We start from the raw sequence: 23,427 nt of genomic DNA on the forward strand, positions 1-23,427 counted from the left end.
GGGCCTCCTCCCGCGCCATCTGCTGACCCCAAGCTGTCACATCGGGTCGGCATGATGGAGAGCGTCGGCGCACCGCCTGCGCGGGAGGGAACGGCATGTACGAAGGGGAACGCTTGAATGGCGCCACGCACCTGGCCGGCCTGGCGCTGGCGGTGGCCGCGTCGGGCGCGCTGATCGTGCGCGCAGCGGAACTCAAGGTGGAAGCGCGCCAGATCGTGGCGTGCGCGGTGTTCGCCGCGTCGATGATCGCGGTGTATGCCTCGTCGGTGCTATATCACTGCACGCGCGGGCGCCGCAAGGCGTTATGGGCCAAGGCGGACCATTGCGCCATCTACCTGCTGATCGCCGGCACCTATACGCCCCTGGCGTTTGCGCCGCTGGAATTGGGCTGGGGTGCCGCCATGGCGGTGGCGATCTGGCTGTTGGCCCTATATGGCATCGGCCGCGAACTCTGGTGGGCGCGCGGCGCCGCGCCGGCATTGCCGCTATACCTGACCATGGGCTGGCTGGGCGTGGTGTTCGCCGCGCCGATAGCCAGCGCCTTGTCCCCCGCCGGGCTGGCCTGGCTTCTGGCCGGCGCCGCGCTGTACACGGTGGGCACCGTGTTCTACGCCAACGACAAACGTTGGCGCCATGCCCACGGCATCTGGCACCTGTTCGTCATGGGCGGCTCGGCCTGCCACTTCGTCACGGTGTTCGGTTTCTGCGGCATTCGTAGCGCGGGCGCTGCCTAGCGCCAGGCCGCCAGCGGCAGCATGCCGCCGCGGTTCTTCACCTTGCGCATGACCAGATGCGAGCACAGGTCGCGCACGCCGGCGATCTTGCTGAGCTTTTCCTCGACGAACTGCGAGAACGCGGCCAGGTTGCGGGTGCGCACCGTCAGGATGTAGTTGGACGCGCCGGTGACGATGCTGGCTTCGGTGATTTCGTCATACAGGGCGATGCCCGCCAGGAATTGCTCGTGCCAGCCGGCGCGGGACTGGTCCAGCGATACGTGGACGATGGCTTCCAGTTCGAAACCCAGTTTGTCGGCGTCGAGCACGGCGCGGTAGCCGCGGACGAAGCCGCCTTCTTCCAGGGCGCGCACCCGCCGCAGGCAGGCTGACGGCGACAGGGCCACCTGCTCGGCCAGGTCCTGGTTGCTGAGCTGGCTGTTCTCTTGCAGGCGATACAGAATGCGCTGGTCGATGGCGTCTAGTTGCACGGTGCAATCCAATTCGAAAAAATGGTTCAGGACGCAATTTAATGCGAAATCCTAGGGTAAGCCACGCCTGATTTTGCAACTATTCGGCTCGTCGGCGCTGCTAGTATGGTCGCAGCATAATGCCCGAAGGAGCTCTGAATGCATACCCGCGAAGCCTGCGTTGCCGCAGACCGCCAGGACCCCCTTGCGCCGCTCAAGGCGCGTTTCGACCTGCCGCCCGGCGTGCTCTATATGGATGGCAATTCGTTGGGCGTGATGCCCCGCGCGTCCGCCGCCCGCGCCGCCCAGGTCATCACCCAGGAATGGGGCACGGGCCTGATCCGCAGCTGGAACACCGCCGGCTGGTTCGAACTGCCGTCGCGTTTGGGCGACAAGCTGGCCGGTCTGCTGGGCGCCCGCGAAGGCGAACTGGTGATCACCGACACCACCTCGCTGAACATCTTCAAGGCCCTGGCCGCCAGCCTGCGCATCCAGCAGAAGCAGCAACCCAAGCGCCGCGTGATCCTGTCGGAACGCGACAACTTTCCGACCGACCTGTACATGATCCAGGGCATGATCGACCTGCTGCAGCAGGGCTACGAAATGCGCCTGATCGACGACGAGCTGCCGCTGGACAAGGCGCTGGACGATTCCGTGGCGGTGGTGCTGCTGTCGCATGTGAACTACCGCAGCGGCCAGATGCACGACATGGCCGCCGTCACCCGCACCGCCCACGAGCGCGGCGCGCTGGTCATCTGGGATCTGGCTCACGCGGCCGGCGCGGTGCCGGTGGATCTGAACGGCTCGGGCGCCGACTACGCCGTGGGCTGCACCTATAAGTACCTGAACGGCGGCCCTGGTGCGCCGGCCTTCATCTGGGTGGCGCCGCGCCACATCCAGGACTTCTGGCAGCCGCTGTCCGGCTGGTGGGGCCACCAGCGGCCCTTCGACATGACGGTCGCCTACGAGCCTGCCGGCGGCATCCGCCGTTATCTGTGCGGCACCCAGCCGATTGTGTCGCTGGCCATGGTCGAATGCGGCCTGGACGTGGCGCGCGAGGCCGACATGGCCGAGGTGCGCAAGAAGTCGCTGGCGCTGGGCGACCTGTTCATCGCGCTGATCGAGGAACGCTGCGCCGGCCATCCCCTGACGCTGGTGACGCCGCGCAACCATGCCGATCGCGGCAGCCATGTCAGCCTGCGCCATCCCAACGGCTACGAGGTCATGCAGGCGTTGATCGCGCGCGGCCTGATCGGCGACTACCGCGAACCCGAAGTGCTGCGCTTCGGCCTGACGCCGCTGTACTTCGGCTATGCCGACGTGTGGGACGCGGTCGAGATCATCAAGGACGTGCTGGACAGCCGCGCCTGGGACAAGCCCGAATTCAAGCAGCGTTCTGCCGTGACCTGATACGCCGCGCGCAAGACCGGCAATCAACGCATCCATCAAGAGAGTGCAGTACCGGAGGAGACATGGGACAACAACAAGGGTTCGGGAAAATCACCGAACGGGAACAGGGGCTCAAGCGGCGCCTGACATCGGGCCAGATGAGCATGATCGCGATCGGGGGGGCCATCGGTACGGGCCTGTTCCTGGGCAGCAAGTTCGCGATCGGCTTTGCCGGCCCCAGCGTGATCATCAGCTACGCCATCGGCGGGCTGATCACGCTGCTGCTGATGGGCTGCCTGGCCGAGATGACGGTGGCGCATTCGACGTCGGGTTCGTTCGGCGCCTACGCCGAGCACTACATCGGCCCGCTGGCGGGCTTTCTGGTGCGCTATGCGTACTGGTCGTGCGTGGTGCTGGCGGTGGGCACGGAAGTCACGGCGGTGGCCGAGTACATGAAGTACTGGTTCCCCGGCGTGCCGGGGTGGCAGTGGGTGTGCCTGTTCTCGGCGGCGCTGATCTTCATCAACGCCATGAGCGTGAAGGCCTTCGGCACCATCGAGTACTGGTTCTCGACCATCAAGATCAGCGCCATCGTGGCGTTCATCATCCTGGGCGCCTACGTGGTTTGGGGCAATCCGCAGTTCGGCACGGCGCAATACACCGCGCACGGCGGCTTCTTTCCCAATGGCGTGTGGGGCATGTGGATCGCGGTGGTCATTTCCATTTTCAGCTACCTGAGCGTGGAGATGATCGCGGTGGCGGCGGGTGAAGCCGAAGACCCCGAGCGTGCGGTGAAAAAGGCCTTTCGCGCCACCATCGTACGGCTGGTGATCTTTTACCTGCTGACGCTGGCGCTGATCCTGGCCATCGTGCCGTGGGACCAGGCCGGCAAGGGCGGCAGCCCGTTCGTGACGGTGATGCAGGCAGTGAACGTGCCGTACGCGGCGGGCGTCATCAACTTCATCGTGCTGGTGGCGGCGTTGTCGGCCATGAACAGCCAGCTGTACATCACCACCCGCATGATGTTCAGCCTGTCGCGGGCCGGCCATGCGCCCGCGGCGATGGGCAAGCTGACGCGCAGCGGCACGCCGTTGAACGCATTGCTGCTGTCCACCAGCGGCATCGCGATTGCCACCGTGCTGAACGTGCTGTACCCCGAAAGCTCGTTCACGCTGATGATGGCGATCTCGATGTTCGGCGCGCTGTTCACCTGGATGATGATCTTCGTCACGCACTATTTCTTCCGTCGCCGCTGGGCGCGTGAAGGCGGTGCGGCGCTGTCGTTCCGGATGCCGGGCTTTCCGCTGCTGACGCTGCTGGGGGCGGGCGCGATGCTGGCGATTCTGCTGACCACCTACTTCACGGGGGTGTTCAAGATGACGCTGGTGTTCGGCGTGCCGTTTCTGCTGGCGCTGGCGGCGCTGTATCACCTGCTGTTCAGGAAGTCCGCGGAGACGGTGGTGCTGAAGGCGCGTGAACAGCGCCCCTGATACGGCTTCGTAGCCTTCAGGCCGGTCGGCGCTGCCCGGGGTTTCCTGGCGGCATCGACCGGCCTTGCTATTTCGGGGCCTGGAGGTCTTCGGCGCACTCGCGGATGGCGGCCAGCATGGCGCGGGCCCGCGCCGGCAGAGTGCGCGACGCGTACACGGCATGCATCTGCGGCGACGCGCCTTGCGCCGACGTGGCGGTGTACCCCGGGCAGACCTGCACCAGGGTGCCGCGGGCGATCTCGGGGGCGGCGGCCCAGTCCGCCAGCCGCGCGATGCCCACGCCTTGCAGCGCCAGCGCCATCAGGCCGCTGCCGGTGCTGACGCGCACCGCAGGTTCAGCATGCATGCGCACGATGCGCTTGTCGCGGCGCAGGTGCCAGTCCTTCAACACGCGCGGGCCGGTATGCATGATGAGGCGGTGGCGGGCCAGGTCTTCGGGTTCGCGCGGCAGGCCCATGCGGGCGACGTAATCGGGGCTGGCGCACAGCAGCCGTGCATAGGGCCAGAGCCGCGCGCCCAGCAGGTCGCTGGATGCCGGAAAGCCGCCGCGGATGGCGAAGTCCAGTCCTTCGGCGATGGGGTCCACCGATTTATCGGTGTAGGTGATGTCCACGGTGACGCCGGGGTAGTCGGCGGCATAGCGGCGCAACACGGCCGGCAGCAAGGTCACGCCCAACAGGTCCGGCGCCGAGAATCGCAGCCGGCCCTGCGCGCCCAATTGCGTGTCGCGCAGCGCCTCGCGCGCTTGCGCTTCCCGCCGCAGCAGGTCGCGGGCCGACTGGAAATAGCTTTCGCCCTGCGGCGTCAGTACCACGCTGTTTTTGCTGCGCAACAGCAGCTGCACGCCCACCTGGCGCTCCAGCGCCTGCACCGCGCGGGTCATGGCGCTGGGCGAGGCGCCCAGCGCACGCGCCGCCAGCACGAAACTCTGGCGTTCGGCGACGGTGCAGAACACCTGGTATTCCCATAGCGCGCCTCGTTCCATGGCGATTCTCCATTGCGTTTATCGCAACATGATATTGCAACGTGAGGCCGGTCTGCGGACCTAGACTGCGTGCATCGCCATTCCGCCTTGCAGTGATTGCCATGTCCGATTCCCATTCTTTCGACCCCCATTATTTCGATCCCGTCACCGGCGCGCGCCATGCGCTGGACGAAGCGCGCTGGTGTTCCGATGCCCGCACGCCGCTGATGATCTCGCCACTGCCCGGCATCTCGCGCGACGATATCGACCGTAGCCAGCGGTCGCTGTGGCGCTACCACGCCGCCTTGCCGCGCGACGTGGCGCAGCCGGTGTCGCTGGGGGAAGGTTGCACGCCGATGGTGGAGCGCGCCTGGGGCGGCCTGCGCCCGCACTTCAAGCTGGAATGGTTCAACCCCACGTGCAGCTTCAAGGACCGGGGGGCCGCCGTGATGTTGTCGTGGCTGCGCCAGATTGGCGTGCAGGCTATCGCCGAAGACAGCTCGGGCAATGGCGGCGCGGCCATTGCCGCGTTCGGCGCGGCCGCGCAGATGGGGGTCACTATCTTCGCGCCGGCCTATACGTCCAGCGCCAAGGTCGCGCAGATTCGCGCCTTTGGCGCCGACGTGCGGCTGGTGGAAGGCCCGCGTGAAAATTCCGAGACCGAGGCGATCCGCGCGTCCGACGAGATTTTCTACGCCAGCCACAACTGGCAGCCGTTCTTCCTGCAGGGCACCAAATCGATCGCCTACGAAATGTGGGAAGACTTCGGTTTCGAGGCGCCGGACAACATCGTCATCCCGGCCGGTGCGGGCAGCAATGTGCTGGGCTGCGCTATCGGCTTTGCCGAGCTGCTGGCGGCCGGCCAGATCCGCCGCCTGCCGCGCCTGTTCGTGGCGCAGCCGCTGCATTGTTCGCCGGTGGACGCCAGCTTTCAGGCGGGGGTGGATACGCCGGTGGCGCGCGAGGTGTTACCCACGGTGGCCGAAGGCACGTCCATCAAGCGGCCGGTGCGCCTGCGCGAGGTGTTGCAGGCTATTCGCGCGAGCGGCGGCCAGACCGTGGCGGTGCCGGAAGCCGACATCATCGGCGCGGTGCGCAAGCTGGCGGCCATGGGACTGTATGCCGAACCCACCAGCGCCACGGCTGCGGCTGCGCTGGGCCTGCTGGCTGCGCGCGGCGCGGTCAGTCAGGCCGAGCGCACGGTGGTGCTGCTGACCGGCACCGGCGTGAAGGCCACGCAATTCATGACGGATCTGTATTCATGAGGGCTCGGCATCCGGCGCCGGCATGAAAGGCGCCGCGCCGGTGTCCGCCAGCAGATGATCCAGCAAGCGCCGGGCGCGCGCATTGAGCGCCTGGCGCGACTGTACGCACACCAGCAGTTCGCGCGAGGCCCAGGCATCGGACAGCGCCACCGGCACCACCTTGAGCAGCCGCCGCATGCTGTGCGCGGTGGTCTCGGGCACGATGCCCACGCCGACGCCGGCTTCGACCAGCCGGCACATGGCGTCGAAGCTGCGCAACTGCACCCGCAGCTTGATGGGCTTGCCTGCCACCAGCGCCTGGCGCGCCAGAAAACGTTGCAAGGCGCTGCTGCGATCCAGTCCGATGAAGTCTTCGTCCAGCACGTCGCGAAACGCGATTTCGTCCACACCGGCCAGCGCGTGCGCGGCGGGCACGATCAGCACGAAGCGGTCAGAGCGATAGGCATAGGTTTCCAGCGCGCCGGTATCGACCGTGCCGGCGACGATGCCGATGTCGGCCGAGCCGTCGGCGATGCATTCGACGATTTCATCGCTGAGCATTTCCTGCAATTCGACGTTGATGCGCGGATGCGCCGCCAGGAAGCCGGAAAGCGCCTCGGGCAGAAACGCGGTCAGGGCGTTGGTGTTGGACAGCATGCGCACCGAGCCGCCGAATTCACCGGAAAAGCCGGCCAGATCGTCGCGCAGGCGGTCGGCCTGGGCCAGCATGACACGGGCATGCGTGGCCAGCTTCAGGCCCGCGGGGGTGGGAACGACGCCCTGGCGGCGGCGTTCGAGCAGCGGTGCGCCAAGCGAGGCTTCGAGATTGCGGATGCGAGCGCTGGCCGCGGCCAGCGCCAGGTTGGCGCGGGCCGCGCCGTGGGTGATGCTGCCGGCCTGCACCACGTGCAGGAACAGCGCCAGGTCGGTCAGGTCGAAACGCATGGTGGGGGGTCTGTTCGACGAGCCTACGCGGCGCGTTGAGGCAGCCTCTGCGAATCGCGCATTTCCAGCGGCGGACAGGGTCCGTACACTGCGCCGATCCGTGTTACCGCCGTAGGTTGCCCATGCATCTTGTCGCCTCCAATTTTCCGATTCTACCCGCGCTGCTCACGGCCATCACGATTGCGTTATGGGCCTTTTCGCGCCTGCCGGAATACCTGACCGCGCTGCTGTTCTTCAGCGCCGCGACGATCCTGGCGGTGGCGCCGCGCGAGGTGGTGTTCTCGGGGTTTGCGTCGGCGGCGTTCTGGCTGGTGCTGAGCGGCTACGTGCTGGGCCTGGCGCTGAAGAACACGGGCCTGGCCGACCGCCTGGCCAGCGCGTTGTCGCAGCGCCTGTCGGGGTCGTATCCGGTAGTGGTGGCGGGCGTGGTGCTGCTGACGTACCTGCTGGCCTTCATCATGCCGTCGAACATGGGCCGCATCGCCTTGCTGATGCCGATCGTGCTGGCCTTTGCCGACCAGATCGGCCTGGCGCCGGGCAGCCGGGGCCGCATCGGGCTGGCGCTGGCGGTGGGCTTCGGCACATTCCAGCTGTCGACCTCGATCTTGCCGGCCAACGTGCCGAACCTGGTGATGGCGGGCAGCATCGAGACCAGCTATGGCCTGCAACTGGGGTATTTGCCCTATCTGTGGTTGCACGCGCCGGTGCTGGGCGTGCTGAAAGGCGCGGTGCTGGTGGCCTGTATTGCGGGGTTGTTCCGCGATACGCCGCAACCGGCCGCGCCGGCGCCCGCGCCGCTGCCGCTGTCGGCGGCCGAAAAGCGCCTGGCCGTACTGCTGGGACTGACCCTGCTGGGCTGGGTGACGGACGGCTGGCATGGCGTGTCGCCGGCCTGGGTGGGCCTGGCGTCCGCCTGCGTGTGCCTCTTGCCCAAGGTGGGATTCGTCAGCGGCGAGCAGTTCGGCAAGGAAGTGAATTTTCGCACCGCCATCTACGTGGCGGGCATCCTGGGCCTGGCCGCAATGGTGGCCGACAGCGGCCTGGGCGGCATCATCGGGCGGGCGTTGCTGGCGTGGCTGCCGCTGTCGCCCGAGGCGCCGATGCAGAGCTTCTTTTCGTTGGTCGGCTTGTCGGCCGCGTTGAATTTCGTGGTGACGGCCAACGGCGTGCCGGCCCTGTACACGCCGCTGGCCGAGACCTTGGCGCAGGCGTCGGGCTTGCCGTTGATGACGGTGCTGATGGCGCAGGTGGCCGGCTACGCCACCGTCATCATGCCGTACCAGGCCTCGCCCATCGTGGTGGCGATGGGCATGGGCCAGGTGCCGGCGCGCAGCGGCCTGGCGCTCTGCCTGGTGACGGCGCTGGTGTCGTTCGTGCTGCTGGTGCCGCTGGATTACCTGTGGTTCAGGCTCCTGGGAATGCTGGGATCGTGATGAGCTCGGCCTCGGCCGCAGCGGGTTCGGGGGCCGGGGCGAACACCCGCAGGCGGTGGCCGTCGGGGTCCAGCGCGACGAAGGTGCGGCCGAAGTCCATGTCGGTGGGCGCCTGCAGGATGGGCAGGCCGCGCAGGCTCCAGTCGATGTGGCGCTGGTTCAGGGCGTCGGCGTCGGGCACGGTGAAGGCCAGTTCGGTGCAGCCGCCGCGTCCGGCCGCGGCCGGTTCCACGGTGTGGCGCGACCACAGGCCCAGCATCAGGCCGGAATCCAGGGCAAACAGGGCAAAGGTGGGCGAACTTTCGACGGGCGGGCGGTTCAGCAGCGCACTGTAGAACGCGGCGCTGGCCGAGGGCTTGTCGACGTAGAAAATGACGAAATTCTTGGCGGACATGATGCGCTCCTGGGTGAATGAGCGCTCATCTTAGAAAGGCATGCTGTCAGATTTTGTCAGTAGTGTTTGGGGCGATGTCGCACTGGCTCAGCAGCCGTCGCGTTTGACGGCATTGATGGCGCGCCATTCCTTGAGCAAGGCGTGGCGGCGGCGCGGGTAGCGTTCCCCGGATGCCAGCGTGGCGATGCGGTCGGTGCGGAAATGCCGGTAGTCCTGGCGCAGTTCGCACCAGGCCATGACGATGCGCACGCTGTCGAAAAAGCCCAGCGCGAAGGGCCAGATTACGCGTTCGGAATCGGCCCCCTTGTCGTCGCGATAGGTGATGGCAATCTTCTGTTCGCCGCGGATCGCCTGGCGGATGAGCGCCAGGTCGACCTTGTCCACCACCGCCCAGGTGCTGGGCCCGACCAGCAGCGGAATGGCGTCCAGTTCGTCGCGCAGTTCCTGCGGCAGCACCGCGCTGATCTTGGCCAGCGCGTTGGCGGCCGCCTGCCCCAGGCGCGGGTCCGAGCGATCGGCCACCCAGCGGGTGCCCAGCACCAGGGCCTCGATTTCCTCGGTGCTGAACATCAGCGGCGGCAGCATGAAGCCGGGGCGCAGCACGTAGCCCACGCCGGGTTCGCCCTCGATCTCGGCGCCCTGGGCCTGCAGCGTGGCGATGTCGCGGTACAGCGTGCGCAGGCTGATGCCCAGGTCGCCCGCCAGGCGATGACCGCTGACGGGCAGGCGGTGGCAGCGCAGGGTCTGCAGCAGATCCAGAAGGCGTTCGGCGCGGGACATGGGGGACGGCGGGGCTTGAGGCGGGATGGTTGCAATGCTGCCACGAAATGGCAGTGGCAGGAAGCGATGCGCAAGGGTTTTCCAGCCGACGTCGCCGCGGCGGCCGGCCGGGATCCCCCGGCCGGCCGCGCGGTACGGCGTTCACTGCACCGGGTTTACGCCGTTTGCCCGATCAGCCAGTCGTGCACCCGCTCGGCAATTTCCAGGCTGTTGCGGTCCATCATCAGCATGTGCGAATTGCCGTGGATGCCCAGGTCCGGCAGCGACAGCAGCGTGACGCAGGGATGGCGGGCGGCGAATGCCTGGGCGCGCTGGCGCATGCGCGGCCAGCGCGGGTCGGTGTCCATGTGGTCGCCCATGACGATCAGGGTGGGCGTGTCGTACCGGGTGTCCGAGTCCAGTTCGGGGATGCTCGCCGGTTCCAGCGCCACCAGCGCGCGCACGCCGGCCGGCCGGGCGTGCGCGGCGCGGATGCCGAACACGCCGGCCTGCGAATGGCACACCACCACGGCCGGGCCGATGCGGTCCAGGAATTCCAGGTAGGCGCGCACGATGGCGGCGTCGGTATGGACCCAGCGCGGCACCATCTGCGCGGCCAGTTGAGGAAACGATTCCAGCGGAAATTGCGTATCCGGATAGGCGCTGCCGGGTCCGGGCCGCGTACCCGGACGGCCGATGCGAAAGCGGGTGTAGCAGTCTTCCCGCGCCTGCACCACGGGCGCCTCGGGCCAGACTTGCGGGGCGGCGCCGGCGCGGCCGCGTTCCACTGCGTCGCACAGGTAGGCGTCCCAGCCGCGCCGCAGGAAGTAGTGCAGCCAGCCTTGGCGGCCGTCGGGCGTGGTTTCCCAGGCGGCGCCCGTCATGCCGCCGCCATGCCAGAACGCCACAGGCGTGCGCCCGCTGGCCGGATCGGCCAGGAAGTACTGGGCGTACATCTGTTCGACCCGGTAGGTGCCGTTGGGGTCCAGCTGCACCGGCTGGCCGCCTTCGGCCATGACCAGTTCGCGCCGCGGCAGGCCGGCGAGCAGGATGTCGCGGCCGCCGACGTGGAACGCGCCCATGTCCCGCAGCCGGATGGGAGGGAGGGCGGCAGGCGATCCTGCGGCAGGCGGTCCTGCGGCAGGCGATCCTGCGGCAGGCGAACCCGCCGCGGACCCGACGGCAATGACCTGCGCCATCATTCGGCCTTGATGTGATTGGCCTGGATGACGCCTTGCCATTTCACCGTTTCGGCGGCGACAAAGCGGGCGAGATCCGCGCGCGTGCCCGGGGCCGTTTCCACGCCCAGTTCACGCATCTTGGCGGCCACTTCGGGCGACTTCAGCGCCTGGTCGAAGGCATCGTGCAGCGTGTCCAGCACCGGCACGGGCGTGCCCGCCGGGGCCATCACGCCGAACCAGGGCGTGATCAGGAAATCGGGCACGCCGGCTTCGGCAAAGGTCGGCACGTCGGGGATGGCCGGCGCGCGCGTGGCGCTGGCCACGGCCAGGGCGCGCAGCTTGCCGGCGCGGATGTTGGCCAGCGACGCGGGCAGGTTGTCGAAGTACATGTCCACCTGTCCGCCCAGCAGGTCGGCCGCGACCTGGCCGGCGCCCTTGTAGGGAATGTGGGCCAGGTCGATGCCGGCGCGCAGCTTGAGCAGTTCGGTGGCCAGGTGGGCCGACCCGCCGATGCCGGACGAGGCCGAATTCAGCTTGCCGGGGTTGGCGCGGGCGTAGGCCAGCAGCGCCGGCAGCGTGTCGGCCGGCACCTTGGGGTTGACCACCAGCACGCTGGGCACGGTGCCGATCATGGCGACGGGCGCGAAGTCCTTGACGATGTCGTAGGGCGCCGGCTGGTACAGCGACGGCGCCACGGTGCAGCCGAAGGCGCACATCAGCAGCGTCTGGCCGTCGGGCGCGGCGCGGGCCACGGCCTGCGCGCCGATGTTGCCGCCGGCGCCGGCGCGGTTTTCCACGATCAGGGGCTGCCCCAGTCGCTTGGCGATGCTGTCGCCCATGAGCCGGGCCAGGATGTCGGGCGTGCCCCCGGCGGGAAACGGCACCACCAGCGTGATGGGGCGGCTGGGAAAGTCGGCGGCGCGGGCGGCCAGCGGCAGGGCGGCGGCCAGCGCCAGCACGGCGCTGCCGGCCCAGCGGGCCAGCGCCGGCAAGCGGCGGAAAGAGGGGGGGGCCATGGTGTCTCCGTAGCGGGGCGGCCGGGTCGAAACGCCCGGTCCGAGGCGGACTGTAGCCAAGGCCGCGCCGCTTGCCCAATGCCGGCGGCGCAAGCACGCCATGTCAAAATCGATATGGGTCTTTCAAGGCATTCATTTACGGCATAGCATGGCGGCATGACCGACTCCGCTCCCTTGCCCTACCTGCGCAGGCTCGACATGAACCTGCTGCTGACCTTCGATGTGTTGATGCGCACGCGCAGCGCTACCGCCAGTTCGGCCTTGCTGCACAAGACGCAGCCGGCCATCAGCCGCGACCTGGCGCGCCTGCGCCTGCGGCTGGAAGACCCGTTGCTGGTGGTGGTGAAGGGCCGCTTCATTCCGACCGAGCGGGCGCTGGAACTGCACGCCGCGGTGCACGATGCGCTGGCGCAGATCGAGACGGCCTTGCGTCCACCCGAAGCCTTCGACCCGGCGCGGGCCGAGGGCGTAGTCAATATCGGCACTGGCGCGCACAGCGAAATCCTGCTGGCCGCACCGCTGATCGAACGGCTGCACCGCGCCGCGCCCGGCGTGACCCTGCGCTTTCAGTCGCTGCACGGCGACTTCGCGCCCGACGACCTGGACACCGAACGCCTGCACATCGCCATCGGCCTGTTCGGCAAGATGCCGGCGCGGTTTCACCGCGATGCGCTGCATACCGATCGCCGCGTCTGCGTGCTGTCGGCGCGGCATCCGTGGGCGGATCGGGGCGCCTTGACGCTGGCCGACCTGGGCGCGATCAAGTGGTTCGCCTTCGAGCAGATGTACGGCCGCGAAACCACCTTCGACCGCTTGCTCAAACCGGGCGCCGGCCGCATGGCGTTTTCGGCTTACCTGTCGGGCTTTGGCGTGGCGCCGTACGTGCTGGTGGATACCGATTACGCCACCACCATGCCGGCCAGCGTGGCGCGGGTGCATTGCCGCCACTTTCCGCTGGCGATGCTGGAGATGCCGGCGCGGCTGCGCAAGATGGAACTGGCGATGGTGTGGGCGCGGCGCCAGCACACCTCGCCCTTGCAGGCGTGGCTGCGCGGGCAGGTGCGCGAGGTGCTGCGCGAGCGCTTGGCCGAGGGCTGAGCCGCGGCCGGCGAGGCGGTATACGTAACGCGCCCCGCGCCTTGGGCAAGCTGGCGCAGCCCCGTTGCAGGGCTGCGGGGGCTGACTCAGCGGCTGACGGCCTTGCCGGTGGCCACGTCGGTGACGGTGCCGTCTTCCAGGCTGATGCGGTAGATTTCGCGCGTGACGTTGCCGGCAAAACCCAGTTCGACGATGGACACGTCCTTGAAGGTCGTTTCGATGCCGTCGGGCAACGCGGCATTGAACTTGTCCGATTCCTGCTTCATGGCATTGGCCAGGCGCTCGTCGTAGATCGCCATGCTGTAGACCAGCGTGTTGTGCGGGTTGTGGGCGCGCACTTCCTTGCCGTCCTTGACCACGTTCACGCCGCTCACGCCCAGGGTCTTGACCAGGTCGCGGCCGGCGTCGGCCATCTTGGCGTAGACCGGGCCGGTCACACGCGGCAGCGGGCCGTCGCGCAGCGGCGCCAGGGCGGCGGTGGCGGTGGTGTTGTAGGCCATCATGGCCTCATAGCCCGCGCCGCTCTTGACCACGCCCAGGTCCAGCCACCACGGGTGGCCCGCGCCCTTGGCGGCTTCGGTCGGGTAGAAGTTCTTGAGCGTGATGGCCAGCGGGGCCGGCGGCTTGGGCAGCGCCTTGAGCATGCGCTGCGGCGTGGCCGGGTCGGCGTTGTGGATGTGCACCACCGTCACGTGCGGGATGTTGGGCGTTTCGGCCTCGGTCTTCAAGCCCAGCGCCACCAGGTCGGGGCGCAGCGCGCTGTAGACCTTGGCGTCCAGCACGGCATTGACTTCCTTGGGCAGGCGGTACACCAGGCCGTAGGTGGTCTTGTGTTCACGAAAGCCGGGCTGCTCCAGTGCGCTGTTGTCGATGGGCGCGGCGGCGAAGGCGGCGGAAAAAGTAGCGGTGGACAGGCTCAGGGCGGCCAGTTGCAAGACGCGTTTGATCATCGGTTTTCCTTTTATGTTGTAAGACCCGCGAGAGTCCGGTCCAGTGTGGCCACGCCGGATGTACAGCGTATTGCACCAAACCGAAGAATTCCGATAGCCAACCGAGTTGGCCCGATAGGTGGGCCGACTTCGTCTGCTGTTTACCTGGCCCGAAGCCTCAGGCCAGGAACACCGCCGCTACGATCAGCAGCCCCAGCACCAGGTTCACTCCCACCCAGCGGCGGATGCCCGCCATGGCCTGGCCGCCCGCCGGCCACGTCGAGGCCGCCACCGCCGCGCGCAGCCGCGGATACAGCACCGCGCGGATATAGGCGTAGATCGCCGTCATCACCAGTCCGCCCGCCGCCATCAGCGTCCAGCTGCGCGGCATGAAGAACGTGCCGCCGGTCTGCGTGGCCTGGCTGGCCTCCTGGCCGATCATCATCGCCCCGGTCGCCAGGATCAGCACGATCGCGGCCAGCACGGCGTTCAGGAACGGGCCCAGCACCGCGGCCATCAGGCGCAGCCGCTGCGGCGGTTCCAGCTGCGCGGCCGCCGGCCGCAGGAAACAGTGAGCGAACAGCATGCCGCCCACCCACAGGATGACGGCCAGCAAGTGCACGAGTTTCAGAACGCTGTAGAGCATGGGGAAGGGCCTGGAAAGGGGGGCGCCGCGCAAGCCGCGGACGAATCTGTCCCCATCATATCGCCGCACGGCCCGCGCAACGACGGCTTGACCTGCATCATGGTTTTGCATTTAGAATGAGATTGATTGTTATTTGTAATCAAGAATGTTCGGGAGTCCGCCGTGTCCAACCTTGCGCTTGCCTCTGGCGACGCCGTCCACCTGCTGTACCGCGCGCACCATGGGTGGCTGCACAACTGGCTGCGGGCCAAGCTGGGCAATTCATTCGACGCCGCCGACCTGGCGCAGGACACGTTCCTGCGCGTGCTGCGCCATCGCCACGAGCTGGACGCGCTGCGCGAGCCGCGCGCCTACCTGACCACGATCGCCAAGCGCCTGGTGCTGAACCACCACCGGCGCCGTTCGCTCGAACAGGCCTACCTGGAGGCCCTGGCCGCGCTGCCCGAGGCGGTAGCGCCGTCGCCCGAACAGCGCCTGCTGATCCTGGAAACCCTGCAGGAAATCGATGAAATGCTGGCCGGCCTGCCGCTGCCGGCGCGCCAGGCGTTCCTGATGGCGCAGCTGGAAGGGCTGAGCCACGGCGAGATCGCGGCCCGGCTGAATGTGTCGCTGCGCTCGGTGCACCGCTACATCGCCAAGGGCTACGAACAATGCATCATGGCGGTGATGTGAGCGCGCAATGGGGCCTGGCGGGCGAGCTGCCCGCCGTCGAACGCAAGGTGGCGCGCGAAGCCGCGCGCTGGCTGCTGCGCCTGAGTTCCGAGCGCGCCACCGACGCCGACGTCCATGCCTGCGAGCAATGGCGCGCCAGCAAGGCCGAACACGAACACGCCTGGCAGCGGGCGCAGCGGGTCAACCAGCGTTTCGGGTTGATTCCGTCGGCGCTGGGCATGGCAACACTGAACCGCCCCGAATCCGGCGACCGCCGCCGCGCGCTGAAGGCGCTGGCCGCGTTGATCGTGGCCGGCCCGGTGGGCTGGGCCGCGTGGCGCGCCAGCCCGTTCGAATGGACGGCCGACTATCGCAGCGCCACCGGCGAGCAGCGCCAGGTCGCCCTGGCCGACGGTTCGTCGCTGCGCCTGAACACCGCCAGCGCGGTCGACGTGCTGTTTGACGCCGACCTGCGCCTGGTGCGGCTGCGCGCCGGTGAAATCGCCGTGCATGCGGTGGCCGAAACCGGCGAGCATCCGCGTCCCTTCGTGGTGCGCACCCGCCAGGGCGACGTGCGCGCGCGGGCCTCGCGCTTTTGCGTGCGCCAGGACGGCGACGCCTGCCTGGTCAGCGTGCAGGAAGGCGAGGTCAGCGTGTACAGCGGCGGCGCCGTGGTGGCGCTGGCGGCGGGCGAACAGGCCCTGCTGACCGGCAATGCCCCGCCGCAGGCCGAACCCGCCGACCCGCACGCAGCCGACTGGACCCGCGGCGTGCTGCACGCCAGCGCCTGGCGCCTGGAAGCCTTCGCCGCCGAACTGGGCCGCTACCGCGCCGGCATCCTGCGCTGCGACCCGGCGGTGGCGGGGCTGCGCATTTCGGGCGCGTTCCAGTTGCAGGACACCGACGCGGTGCTGGCGGCGTTGCCGTCGACCTTGCCGGTGCAGGTGCGCTATCGCAGCGCGTACTGGGTGACGATCGCACCGCGCGAGGGCCAGGCCTGAACGCGCGGATTTTCCACTGTTACAAAAAAGACGAGGACGCGCTGTCCGATCCGCGATTGCCGAGGGTCATGGTCAGTAGAGGCACACGAATGCCGATACCCGTTGGATCGAAAGGACGACCATGGCTTACTTCCCTGCCGGCCGCGCAAGCGGCTTCCCCCACCCAGGCGCCCACAGCCGCCTGACCCGCCTGGCGCTCGCGCTGCGCCTGGCCACGGCGCTGGCCGCGCCGGCCGTGATGCTGTGGCCGGCCGCCGCGGCGCAGGCCCAGGCCCAGGCCCAGGCCGCCCAGAGCGCGGCCCGCAGCTACCGCATTCCGGCCGGCCCGCTGGCCGAGAACCTGTCGCGCTTTGCCGACAACGCCGGGGTCACGGTGCTGTTTGATGCCACGCTGGTGGGCCAGCGGCGCGGCGCGGGGTTGAACGGGGAATACTCGGTGGCCGACGGTTTCGCCCGCCTGCTGGCCGGCAGCGGCCTGGCCGCGCGGGAACGCAGCCCTGGCGTGTTCGTGCTGCAGCCGGCGCCGCAGGCCGGCGTCACGCAGTTGTCGCCCGTTACCGTGGAAGGCGAAGGCGCGGTCGCCACGCCCGCCTGGGAAACGCGCACCGACCGCAAGCGCATGGACGACCTGCAGATCAAGAACTGGAGCGACCTGGGCAAGCGCGCCGAGCCGGGCGTGAGCTTCAACCGCCAGAACAACAGCATCAACATCCGCGGCCTGGACCAGGACCGCGTGCTGACCCGCGTGGACGGCATCCGGCTGCCGTGGCTGGACGACGGCGCCCGCGGCGTCAAGGGCGGCCTGGAAGCGGTGGACTTCAATTCGCTGTCGCGCCTGGACATCGTGCGCGGCGCCGACGCCAGCTCGGGCGGCTCGGGCGCCATTTCCGGCATGGCCGACCTGCACACGCTGGACCCGTCCGACCTGCTCACCGACGGCAAGACCTTCGGCGCGCTGGCCAAGACCGACTACGACACCGCTGACAGCAGCTGGGGCGCCAATGCCGCCCTGGCCGGCCAGATCCACAGCAACACCTTCTGGCTGGTGCAGGCGGGCCTGCGCAACGGCCACGCGCTGGACAACCGCGGCGACATCGGCGGCTACGGCCCGCGCCGCACCGAACCCACGCCTGAAAACTACGACCAGCGCAGTTTCCTCTTGAAGCTGCAGCAGCGCGTCGAAGGCGGCCACCGCTTCGGCCTGACCGGCGAATACTTCAAGCGCAACGCCACCCAGGACAGCATGTTCGAGCAAGGCCCGGGCACCAGCTACCTGATCGGTGAAAACACCACCAAGAAGGAAACCGAGCGAGAGCGCGTGTCGTTCGATTATTCCTACAAGGCGCCCAGCACCGGCGGCCTGATCGACAGCGCCACCGCGGTCGTGTACTGGCAGCGCATGCAGCTGGACAGCGCCCTGGATGGCGAACGCAGCCGCGATGCGCGCGCCGACATCATTCGTGGCGACCCCTTCCGCTATGGTTTCCCCAGCGGCGCCTATGGCCGCAACAATTCCATCCGCCAGACCATGTTCGGCGCCAACGCCGAACTGACCAAGCGCTTTGCGGGCGACGCGGTGGCGCAATTGTGGACGGTGGGCGGCGAGTGGTTCGGCAACAAGACCCAGCAGAATTCCAGCGGCTACGACAACTGCCCGGTGGTGCGGCCGGGCACGCCGGCGCCGTTCGGCCCGCGCGCTTGCGACATGCTGCACACCAACCAGGCCGACGTGCCCGAGTCCAAGGGCAGCCAGTGGGCGGTGTGGGTGCAGGACGAATTCAGTTTCGCCGAGGGCCGCTACACGGTCATGCCGGCGCTGCGCTACGACCATTACGAACAAAAGCCGCAGTCCACCGAAAGCTACGCCAACAATCGCAACGCCGGCGCATTGCCGTCGACCAACAGCGGCGGGCGCTTCTCGCCCAAGCTGCTGACCACCTGGAAGGCCGCCGACGAACTGAGCCTGTACGCGCAATACGCCTACGGCTTCAAGGCGCCCAGCCCGACGCAGCTCTACACCAACTACGGCGGCCCGGGCACCTACCTGCGGGTCGGCAACCCCTACCTGAAGCCGGAAACCAGCAAGGGCTGGGAACTGGGCGCCAAGCTGGGGTCCGATGCGCTGGGCGGCGCGCTGTCGTTCTTTGACAACCGCTACCAGAACTTCATCGACAGCAACGTGCCGCTGGATGCCGGCTCGCCGCAGTGGCAAGCTGGCTGGGCCGGGCAGTACCCGCTGGGCGTGACGGGCAACGTCAACCGCGCCAAGGTCCGCATCTATGGCGCCGAGGCCAGCGCGCACTGGAAGTTCTCGCCGGGTTGGCGTACCTGGGGCTCGCTGGCGTGGGCCGTGGGCAAGGACGAAGGCACGGGCCAGTACCTGAATTCGGTGGCGCCGCTGAAGACCGTGCTGGGCGTGGGCTACGGCCGCGACGTCTGGGGCGTGGACGCCATGCTGACCACCGCCCTGCGCCGCAACAAGGTGGAATATCCTGATGCCAGCGCCACCACGCCCAACCGCGACTTCCAGGCGCCGGGTTACGGTGTGGTGGACCTGATGGGCTACTGGCGCCCCACGCAGGTCAAGGGTTTGCAAGTGCAGGCTGGCGTGTTCAACCTGTTCGACAAGAAGTACTGGGAAGCCATTAACGTGCCGACCGCCGGCGCCACGGCGCTGCCGCGGCCGGTGGATTGGTACACGGAACCGGGACGCAGCCTGCGCGTCTCACTGACTTATCAATACTGACCCCCGCGCTGCCGCCGCTGCGCGTCAGCGGCGGCAGTTTCGATTTTCCATTCCGGCCGGAGAGCCCGCAATGAGCAACGAGATGAACCAGACCGATTTCAACACCCGCGCCGCCGAGCTGCGCGCCCGCAACGAAGCCCTGGCGGCGGCCAAGCCCGGCCTGCGCGCCCGCAACCTGGCCCAGGAATTGGGCGTGTCCGAAGCCGAATGGGTGGCCGCCGGCTGTGCCGGGGTCAAGGCCACCGAACTGCACGGCCAGCCCCAGGCGATCTTTCGCGAACTGGGCACGCTGGGCCCGGTGATGGCCTTGACCCGCAACGACTGGTGCGTGCACGAGCGCCATGGCGCCTACCTGGACATCCAGGCCGATGGCCCGGTGGGCCTGGTGCTGGGCGCCGACATCGACCTGCGCGTGTTCTTCTCGTGCTGGAAGTCGGCCTGGGCCGTCGAGCAGGACGGCCGCCACAGCCTGCAGTTCTTCGACGGCGCGGGCGTGGCGGTGCACAAGGTGTACCGCACCGAGGCCACTGACGGGGTCGCGTATGACGCGCTGGTGGCCAAGTTCGCCGGTGAGTCGCGCTGGCCCGAGACCACGCCCTATGCCGCAGCCGTTGATGCGCCGCAGGTGGACGACGCCGCGGCCTGGCGCGAGGCCTGGCTGGGCATGCAGGACACGCACGAATTCTTCCCGCTGCTGCGCAAGTTCAAGGTGTCGCGTCTGGCGGCCCTGGCCGCGGCCGGCGAAGACCTGGCCCAGACGGTGCCGGCCGACGCGGTCGAGCGCATGCTGGAATCGGCCGCGCAAAGCGGCCTGTCGATCATGTGCTTCGTGGGTAACCGCGGCATGATCCAGATCCACACCGGCCCGGTGCAGCAATTGCGGCGCACAGGCCCCTGGTATAACGTGCTGGACCCTAAGTTCAATCTGCATCTGGACACCACCGCCATTGAATCGGCGTGGGTGGTCAACAAGCCCACGTCCGACGGCTGGGTGACCTCGCTGGAACTCTATTCGTCCACCGGCGACCTGATCGCGCAGTTCTTTGGCGAACGCAAGCCGGGCAAGCCTGAACTGCCGGCGTGGCGTGAATTGATGATGGGCCTGTGCCGCGTGCCGCTGGCCGCTTGAGGAAGACGCAATGAAGACATGGTTGGCGGTGGTGGCGGGCTGGATGCTGGTGGCGTGCGCGCAGGCGGCGCCGCCTGCGCGGGTAGTGACCCTGGGCGGCAGCGTGACGGAAATCGTGTACGGCCTGGGGCAGGGCGACAGGCTGGTCGGCGACGACCAGTCCAGCCTTTACCCGGAAGCCGCCACCAAGCTGCCGCGTGTCGGTTACTACCGCGCGGTGCCGGTCGAAGGCGTGCTGGCGCTGAAACCCGACCTGGTGCTGGCCTCGGAGCAGGCCGGCCCGCCCGAGGCGCTCAAGCGCCTGGGCGAGGTCGGCGTGCGCGTGGTGCGCGTGCCGGACGCACCGTCGGTGGATTCATTGAAGGCGCGCATCCGCGCCGTGGCGGACGCCCTGGGCGTGGCCGCGGCGGGCGAGCAGATGGTGGCCGACGTGTCGCGCGACCTGGACAAGGCCCAGGCCTTGCCGGCGACGCGCGCGCGGGCGCTGCTGCTGATCAACCGCAACGGCGCGCCGCAGGGCGCCGGCCGCGACACGGCCGCGGCCGAGGTCATGCACCTGGCCGGCCTGGTCAATGTGCTGGATGGGCAGCAGGGCTACAAGCCGCTGTCGCCCGAGTCCATCGGCGCGCTGGCGCCCGACCTGATCATCGTCACCCGGGAATCGCTGCAGGCCAGCGGCGGCCTGGAGGGCTTTGCGCGCCTGCCCGGCATTGCCGTCACGCAGGCTGCGGCCAAACAACGCATCATCGTGATGGATGATCTGCTGATCCTGGGCCTGGGCCCGCGGCTGCCGCTGGCGCTGAGCCAGCTCAAACAAGAGGCCGCGCATGTCATGGCGCGCTAATCCGCCGCTGGCGCTGGCGGCCTTGGCCGTGGTGCTGATGGCGGCGGTGCTGGCCGCCAGCGCCAGCGGCGCGGTTTCGATTCCGCTGCGCGAACTGCCGTCGCTGCTGGGGGGCACGCCCACGCCCGAGCAGGCGCTGTGGCGCAACGTGCTGATCGACATCCGCCTGCCGCGCGTGTTGCTGGCGGTGGTGATGGGCGCGGGCCTGGCGATTTCGGGCGCGGCGTTGCAGGCCTTGTTTCGCAATCCGCTGGCCGAGCCGGGCCTGATCGGCATTTCGGCGGGCGCCTCGCTGGGCGCGGTGGCCGCGATTGTGCTGACGCACGGCGGCTTCTGGTACACCGCGCCGGGCGCTTTCATCGGCAGTCTGATCGCAACGCTGTCGGCCTACGCGGTGGGCCGGCGCGTGCCGGGGGTGGCAGGCTTGCTGCTGGCCGGCGTGGCCATCACGGCCATCGCCTTCAGCCTGATCGGGCTGTTCACCTTCATGGCCACCGATGCGCAATTGCGCGACCTGACGTTCTGGAACATGGGCAGCCTGGCCGGCGCGAGCTGGAAGCTGCTGGCTTTCCTGGCGCCGTGGGTGCTGGTGCTGTCGTTGTGGCTGATGCGCCAGTGGCGCGTGATGAACGCGCTGCTGCTGGGCGAACGCGAGGCCCAGCACCTCGGTTATTCGCTGAAGCAGGTGCGGGTCCGGCTGGTACTGGCATGTACGCTGATCGTCGGCCCGTTGGTGGCCGCCAGCGGCACGATCGTGTTCGTGGGCCTGGTGGTGCCGCATCTGGTGCGCATGACGCTGGGCGCCAATCACCGGCTGCTGCTGCCGGCGTGTCTGCTGGGCGGCGGGCTGGTGTTGACGCTGGCCGACTGGCTGGCGCGCATCGTGGTGATACCCGCCGAGTTGCCGATCGGGCTGGTGACCGGGCTGGTGGGCGGGCCTTTCTTCCTGTGGCTGCTGGCGCGCGGCCGGAGGCACGGTTGATGCTGGCTGCTGAAAATCTGACGCTGGCGCGCAACGGCGCGCGCATCCTGGACCAGGTGTCGCTAAGCGTCCGCCCGGGCGAGGTGGTGGGCCTGCTGGGCAGCAACGGCGCGGGTAAGTCGACGCTCTTGGGCGCGTTGTCGGCCGAACTGGCCGCGGACGGCGGCAGCCTGACGCTGGACGGCCGCTCGCTGGCGGCGATGCCGCTACGCGAGCAGGCCCGCAAGCGCGCGGTGTTGCCGCAAAAGCCGGGGCTGACGTTCGACCTGGGTGTGCGCGAGGTGGTGGCGATGGGAGCGTATCCGTTTCCCGAGCTGTCGCCGGCCGAGGTCGATACGCTGGCGCAGCAGGCGCTGGACTGGGCGGACGCGACGCACCTGGACGGCCGCCGCTATCCGGAACTGTCGGGCGGCGAGCAGCAACGGGTGCAGTTCGCGCGGGTGCTGGTGCAGTGCGGGGCGGGGCGCGCGGCGGGCGAGGCGCGCTATCTGCTGCTGGACGAACCGACGGCCAGCCTGGACCCCCGCCACCAGGCGGACCTGATGCGGCGCGCGGCGCAGCTGGCGCACGAGGGCAATACGGGGGTGCTGGTGATTCTGCACGATATGAATCTGGCGGCGCGCTGGTGCGACCGGTTGTTGCTCTTGAGCGGCGGCCGCGCGGTGGCGCTGGGCACGCCGGCGCAGGTGCTGACGCCGGCAAATCTCTATCTGGCCTATGGCATCGAGGCGCAGGTGATCGCGCATCCGTTGCAGGCGGAGCGGCTGCTGGTGCTGATGACGTGACGGGGGCGCGGGGGCCGGTAAAATGGGGCAAACGGCGTTAGCCGGATTTTTTCATTTACTGACGGGACTTTTTGTCATGCCTACTTTCGACGTCGTTTCCGAAGTCGACAAACACGAGCTCACCAACGCCATCGATCAGGCAAACCGGGAACTCGCGACGCGCTTCGATTTCAAGGGCACGGATGCCAAGTTCGAGCTGGAAGGGTTTGTGGTGACGCAGGTGGCTTCGAGTGCGTTTCAGTTGAAGCAGATGCTGGATATTCTGCGCGGGCGCTTGTCGGCGCGCGGGATCGATGTGCGCTGCCTGGATGTGGCGGATCCGCTTGAGAATCTGGGCGGGGCGCGGCAGAAGGTGACGATCAAGCAGGGGATCGAGCAGCCTGTGGCTAAGAAGTTGATCGCGGCTATTAAAAATGCGAAGTTGAAGGTCGAGAGTCAGATCAACGGGGACAAGCTGAGGATCAGTGGCAAGAAGCGCGATGATCTTCAGACTGCTATTGCCTTGCTCAAGAAGACGGATGTGGATCTGCCTTTGCAGTTTGAGAACTTTCGGGATTGAGTTTTTTTAGGCGTTGTTGTTTTTGTTGGGCGTTTTGGTCTTCGTAGGTCGCCCCTCGG

The 23,427-nt window shown here is 68.3% G+C and carries 23 protein-coding genes; 14 read left to right on the top strand and 9 right to left on the bottom strand.

Going from position 1 to position 23,427, the window contains the following annotated elements; translation table 11 throughout:
- The first annotated feature begins 95 nt into the window (after positions 1-95).
- Positions 96-734, top strand: coding sequence for a hemolysin III family protein (locus U858_RS0121930; RefSeq protein WP_025139308.1), 639 nt, complete (start codon positions 96-98; stop codon positions 732-734).
- On the opposite strand, the gene U858_RS0121935 is transcribed toward U858_RS0121930, so the two are convergent.
- A complete protein-coding gene (locus tag U858_RS0121935) occupies positions 731-1,204 on the bottom strand; it encodes an Lrp/AsnC family transcriptional regulator (RefSeq protein WP_025139309.1) in 474 nt (157 codons plus the stop codon). The two genes, U858_RS0121930 and U858_RS0121935, sit on opposite strands and share 4 nt — an antisense overlap.
- Positions 1,205-1,342: 138 nt before the next feature.
- On the opposite strand from U858_RS0121935, the gene kynU reads away from it, so the two are divergent.
- Positions 1,343-2,593, top strand: coding sequence for a kynureninase (gene kynU / locus U858_RS0121940; RefSeq protein WP_025139310.1), 1,251 nt, complete (start codon positions 1,343-1,345; stop codon positions 2,591-2,593).
- Positions 2,594-2,655: 62 nt separating this feature from the next.
- The gene (locus U858_RS0121945) at positions 2,656-4,062 is read left to right on the top strand and encodes an amino acid permease (RefSeq protein WP_025139311.1); all 1,407 of its coding nucleotides are present in this window, start codon (positions 2,656-2,658) and stop codon (positions 4,060-4,062) included.
- A gap of 67 nt (positions 4,063-4,129) precedes the next feature.
- Here the strand turns inward: U858_RS0121945 and U858_RS0121950 are convergent, their stop codons facing one another.
- Entirely contained in the window at positions 4,130-5,047 is a 918-nt protein-coding gene (locus tag U858_RS0121950) for a LysR family transcriptional regulator (RefSeq protein WP_025139312.1), read from the bottom strand.
- Positions 5,048-5,148: 101 nt separating this feature from the next.
- On the opposite strand from U858_RS0121950, the gene U858_RS0121955 reads away from it, so the two are divergent.
- Positions 5,149-6,291 carry a pyridoxal-phosphate dependent enzyme gene (locus U858_RS0121955; protein ID WP_025139313.1) on the top strand — a complete coding sequence of 381 codons (1,143 nt, stop codon included), beginning with the start codon at positions 5,149-5,151 and terminating at the stop codon, positions 6,289-6,291.
- On the opposite strand, the gene U858_RS0121960 is transcribed toward U858_RS0121955, so the two are convergent.
- A complete protein-coding gene (locus U858_RS0121960; RefSeq protein ID WP_025139314.1) occupies positions 6,286-7,215 on the bottom strand; it encodes a LysR substrate-binding domain-containing protein in 930 nt (309 codons plus the stop codon). The genes U858_RS0121955 and U858_RS0121960 overlap by 6 nt on opposite strands.
- Positions 7,216-7,337: 122 nt before the next feature.
- Between U858_RS0121960 and U858_RS0121965 the strand changes: the two genes are divergently transcribed.
- A complete protein-coding gene (locus tag U858_RS0121965; RefSeq protein WP_025139315.1) occupies positions 7,338-8,648 on the top strand; it encodes an SLC13 family permease in 1,311 nt (436 codons plus the stop codon).
- Here U858_RS0121965 and U858_RS0121970 read toward each other — a convergent pair.
- The 4 genes from U858_RS0121970 to U858_RS0121985 form a co-directional block, all read right to left on the bottom strand.
- Complete coding sequence (locus tag U858_RS0121970; RefSeq protein WP_025139316.1) at positions 8,620-9,042, bottom strand: VOC family protein; 423 nt, start codon at positions 9,040-9,042, stop codon at positions 8,620-8,622. The two genes, U858_RS0121965 and U858_RS0121970, sit on opposite strands and share 29 nt — an antisense overlap.
- Positions 9,043-9,129: 87 nt before the next feature.
- Positions 9,130-9,822: a YafY family protein gene (locus tag U858_RS0121975; protein WP_025139317.1), complete on the bottom strand. Its 693-nt coding sequence runs from the start codon at positions 9,820-9,822 to the stop codon at positions 9,130-9,132.
- 155 nt (positions 9,823-9,977) lie between these two features.
- Positions 9,978-10,883 carry a hypothetical protein gene (locus tag U858_RS0121980; protein WP_051593650.1) on the bottom strand — a complete coding sequence of 302 codons (906 nt, stop codon included), beginning with the start codon at positions 10,881-10,883 and terminating at the stop codon, positions 9,978-9,980.
- A 116-nt stretch (positions 10,884-10,999) separates the two neighbouring features.
- A complete protein-coding gene (locus U858_RS0121985; protein WP_025139319.1) occupies positions 11,000-11,998 on the bottom strand; it encodes a tripartite tricarboxylate transporter substrate binding protein in 999 nt (332 codons plus the stop codon).
- 156 nt (positions 11,999-12,154) lie between these two features.
- Here U858_RS0121985 and U858_RS0121990 point away from each other — a divergent pair, with 156 nt between their 5' ends.
- Positions 12,155-13,096, top strand: a complete 942-nt coding sequence (locus U858_RS0121990; protein WP_025139320.1) for a LysR family transcriptional regulator — start codon at positions 12,155-12,157, stop codon at positions 13,094-13,096.
- Between the two features lie 86 nt (positions 13,097-13,182).
- Here U858_RS0121990 and U858_RS0121995 read toward each other — a convergent pair whose 3' ends face one another.
- Together U858_RS0121995 and U858_RS0122000 are read right to left on the bottom strand one after the other, a co-directional pair.
- Positions 13,183-14,046: a hypothetical protein gene (locus U858_RS0121995; protein ID WP_025139321.1), complete on the bottom strand. Its 864-nt coding sequence runs from the start codon at positions 14,044-14,046 to the stop codon at positions 13,183-13,185.
- Positions 14,047-14,203: 157 nt separating this feature from the next.
- Positions 14,204-14,671 (bottom strand): CopD family protein, encoded by a 468-nt coding sequence (locus U858_RS0122000; protein WP_025139322.1) that lies wholly within the window; start codon positions 14,669-14,671, stop codon positions 14,204-14,206.
- Between the two features lie 162 nt (positions 14,672-14,833).
- Here U858_RS0122000 and U858_RS0122005 point away from each other — a divergent pair, with 162 nt between their 5' ends.
- From U858_RS0122005 to U858_RS0122040, 8 genes are all read left to right on the top strand, one after another.
- Positions 14,834-15,343 carry a sigma-70 family RNA polymerase sigma factor gene (locus U858_RS0122005; RefSeq protein WP_025139323.1) on the top strand — a complete coding sequence of 170 codons (510 nt, stop codon included), beginning with the start codon at positions 14,834-14,836 and terminating at the stop codon, positions 15,341-15,343.
- On the top strand, positions 15,340-16,323 hold the full coding sequence (locus tag U858_RS0122010; protein WP_232786581.1) for a FecR domain-containing protein: 984 nt from the start codon (positions 15,340-15,342) through the stop codon (positions 16,321-16,323). Before U858_RS0122005 ends, U858_RS0122010 begins: the two co-directional genes overlap by 4 nt.
- 121 nt (positions 16,324-16,444) lie before the next feature.
- On the top strand, positions 16,445-19,069 hold the full coding sequence (locus U858_RS0122015; protein WP_081821676.1) for a TonB-dependent receptor: 2,625 nt from the start codon (positions 16,445-16,447) through the stop codon (positions 19,067-19,069).
- Between the two features lie 82 nt (positions 19,070-19,151).
- Complete coding sequence (locus U858_RS0122020) at positions 19,152-20,198, top strand: hemin-degrading factor (protein ID WP_025139326.1); 1,047 nt, start codon at positions 19,152-19,154, stop codon at positions 20,196-20,198.
- A 10-nt stretch (positions 20,199-20,208) separates the two neighbouring features.
- The gene (locus U858_RS0122025) at positions 20,209-21,042 is read left to right on the top strand and encodes a hemin ABC transporter substrate-binding protein (protein ID WP_025139327.1); all 834 of its coding nucleotides are present in this window, start codon (positions 20,209-20,211) and stop codon (positions 21,040-21,042) included.
- Positions 21,026-22,024 carry an iron ABC transporter permease gene (locus U858_RS0122030; protein WP_029954200.1) on the top strand — a complete coding sequence of 333 codons (999 nt, stop codon included), beginning with the start codon at positions 21,026-21,028 and terminating at the stop codon, positions 22,022-22,024. The genes U858_RS0122025 and U858_RS0122030 overlap by 17 nt, the downstream gene beginning before the upstream one ends.
- Positions 22,021-22,809 (top strand): heme ABC transporter ATP-binding protein, encoded by a 789-nt coding sequence (locus tag U858_RS0122035; RefSeq protein ID WP_025139329.1) that lies wholly within the window; start codon positions 22,021-22,023, stop codon positions 22,807-22,809. The genes U858_RS0122030 and U858_RS0122035 overlap by 4 nt, the downstream gene beginning before the upstream one ends.
- Before the next feature lie 76 nt (positions 22,810-22,885).
- On the top strand, positions 22,886-23,368 hold the full coding sequence (locus tag U858_RS0122040) for a YajQ family cyclic di-GMP-binding protein (protein ID WP_006390968.1): 483 nt from the start codon (positions 22,886-22,888) through the stop codon (positions 23,366-23,368).
- Positions 23,369-23,427: the final 59 nt, after the last annotated feature.

Origin of the sequence: Achromobacter sp. DH1f (assembly GCF_000633435.1) — a bacterium.
Classification (GTDB): domain Bacteria; phylum Pseudomonadota; class Gammaproteobacteria; order Burkholderiales; family Burkholderiaceae_B; genus Achromobacter; species Achromobacter deleyi.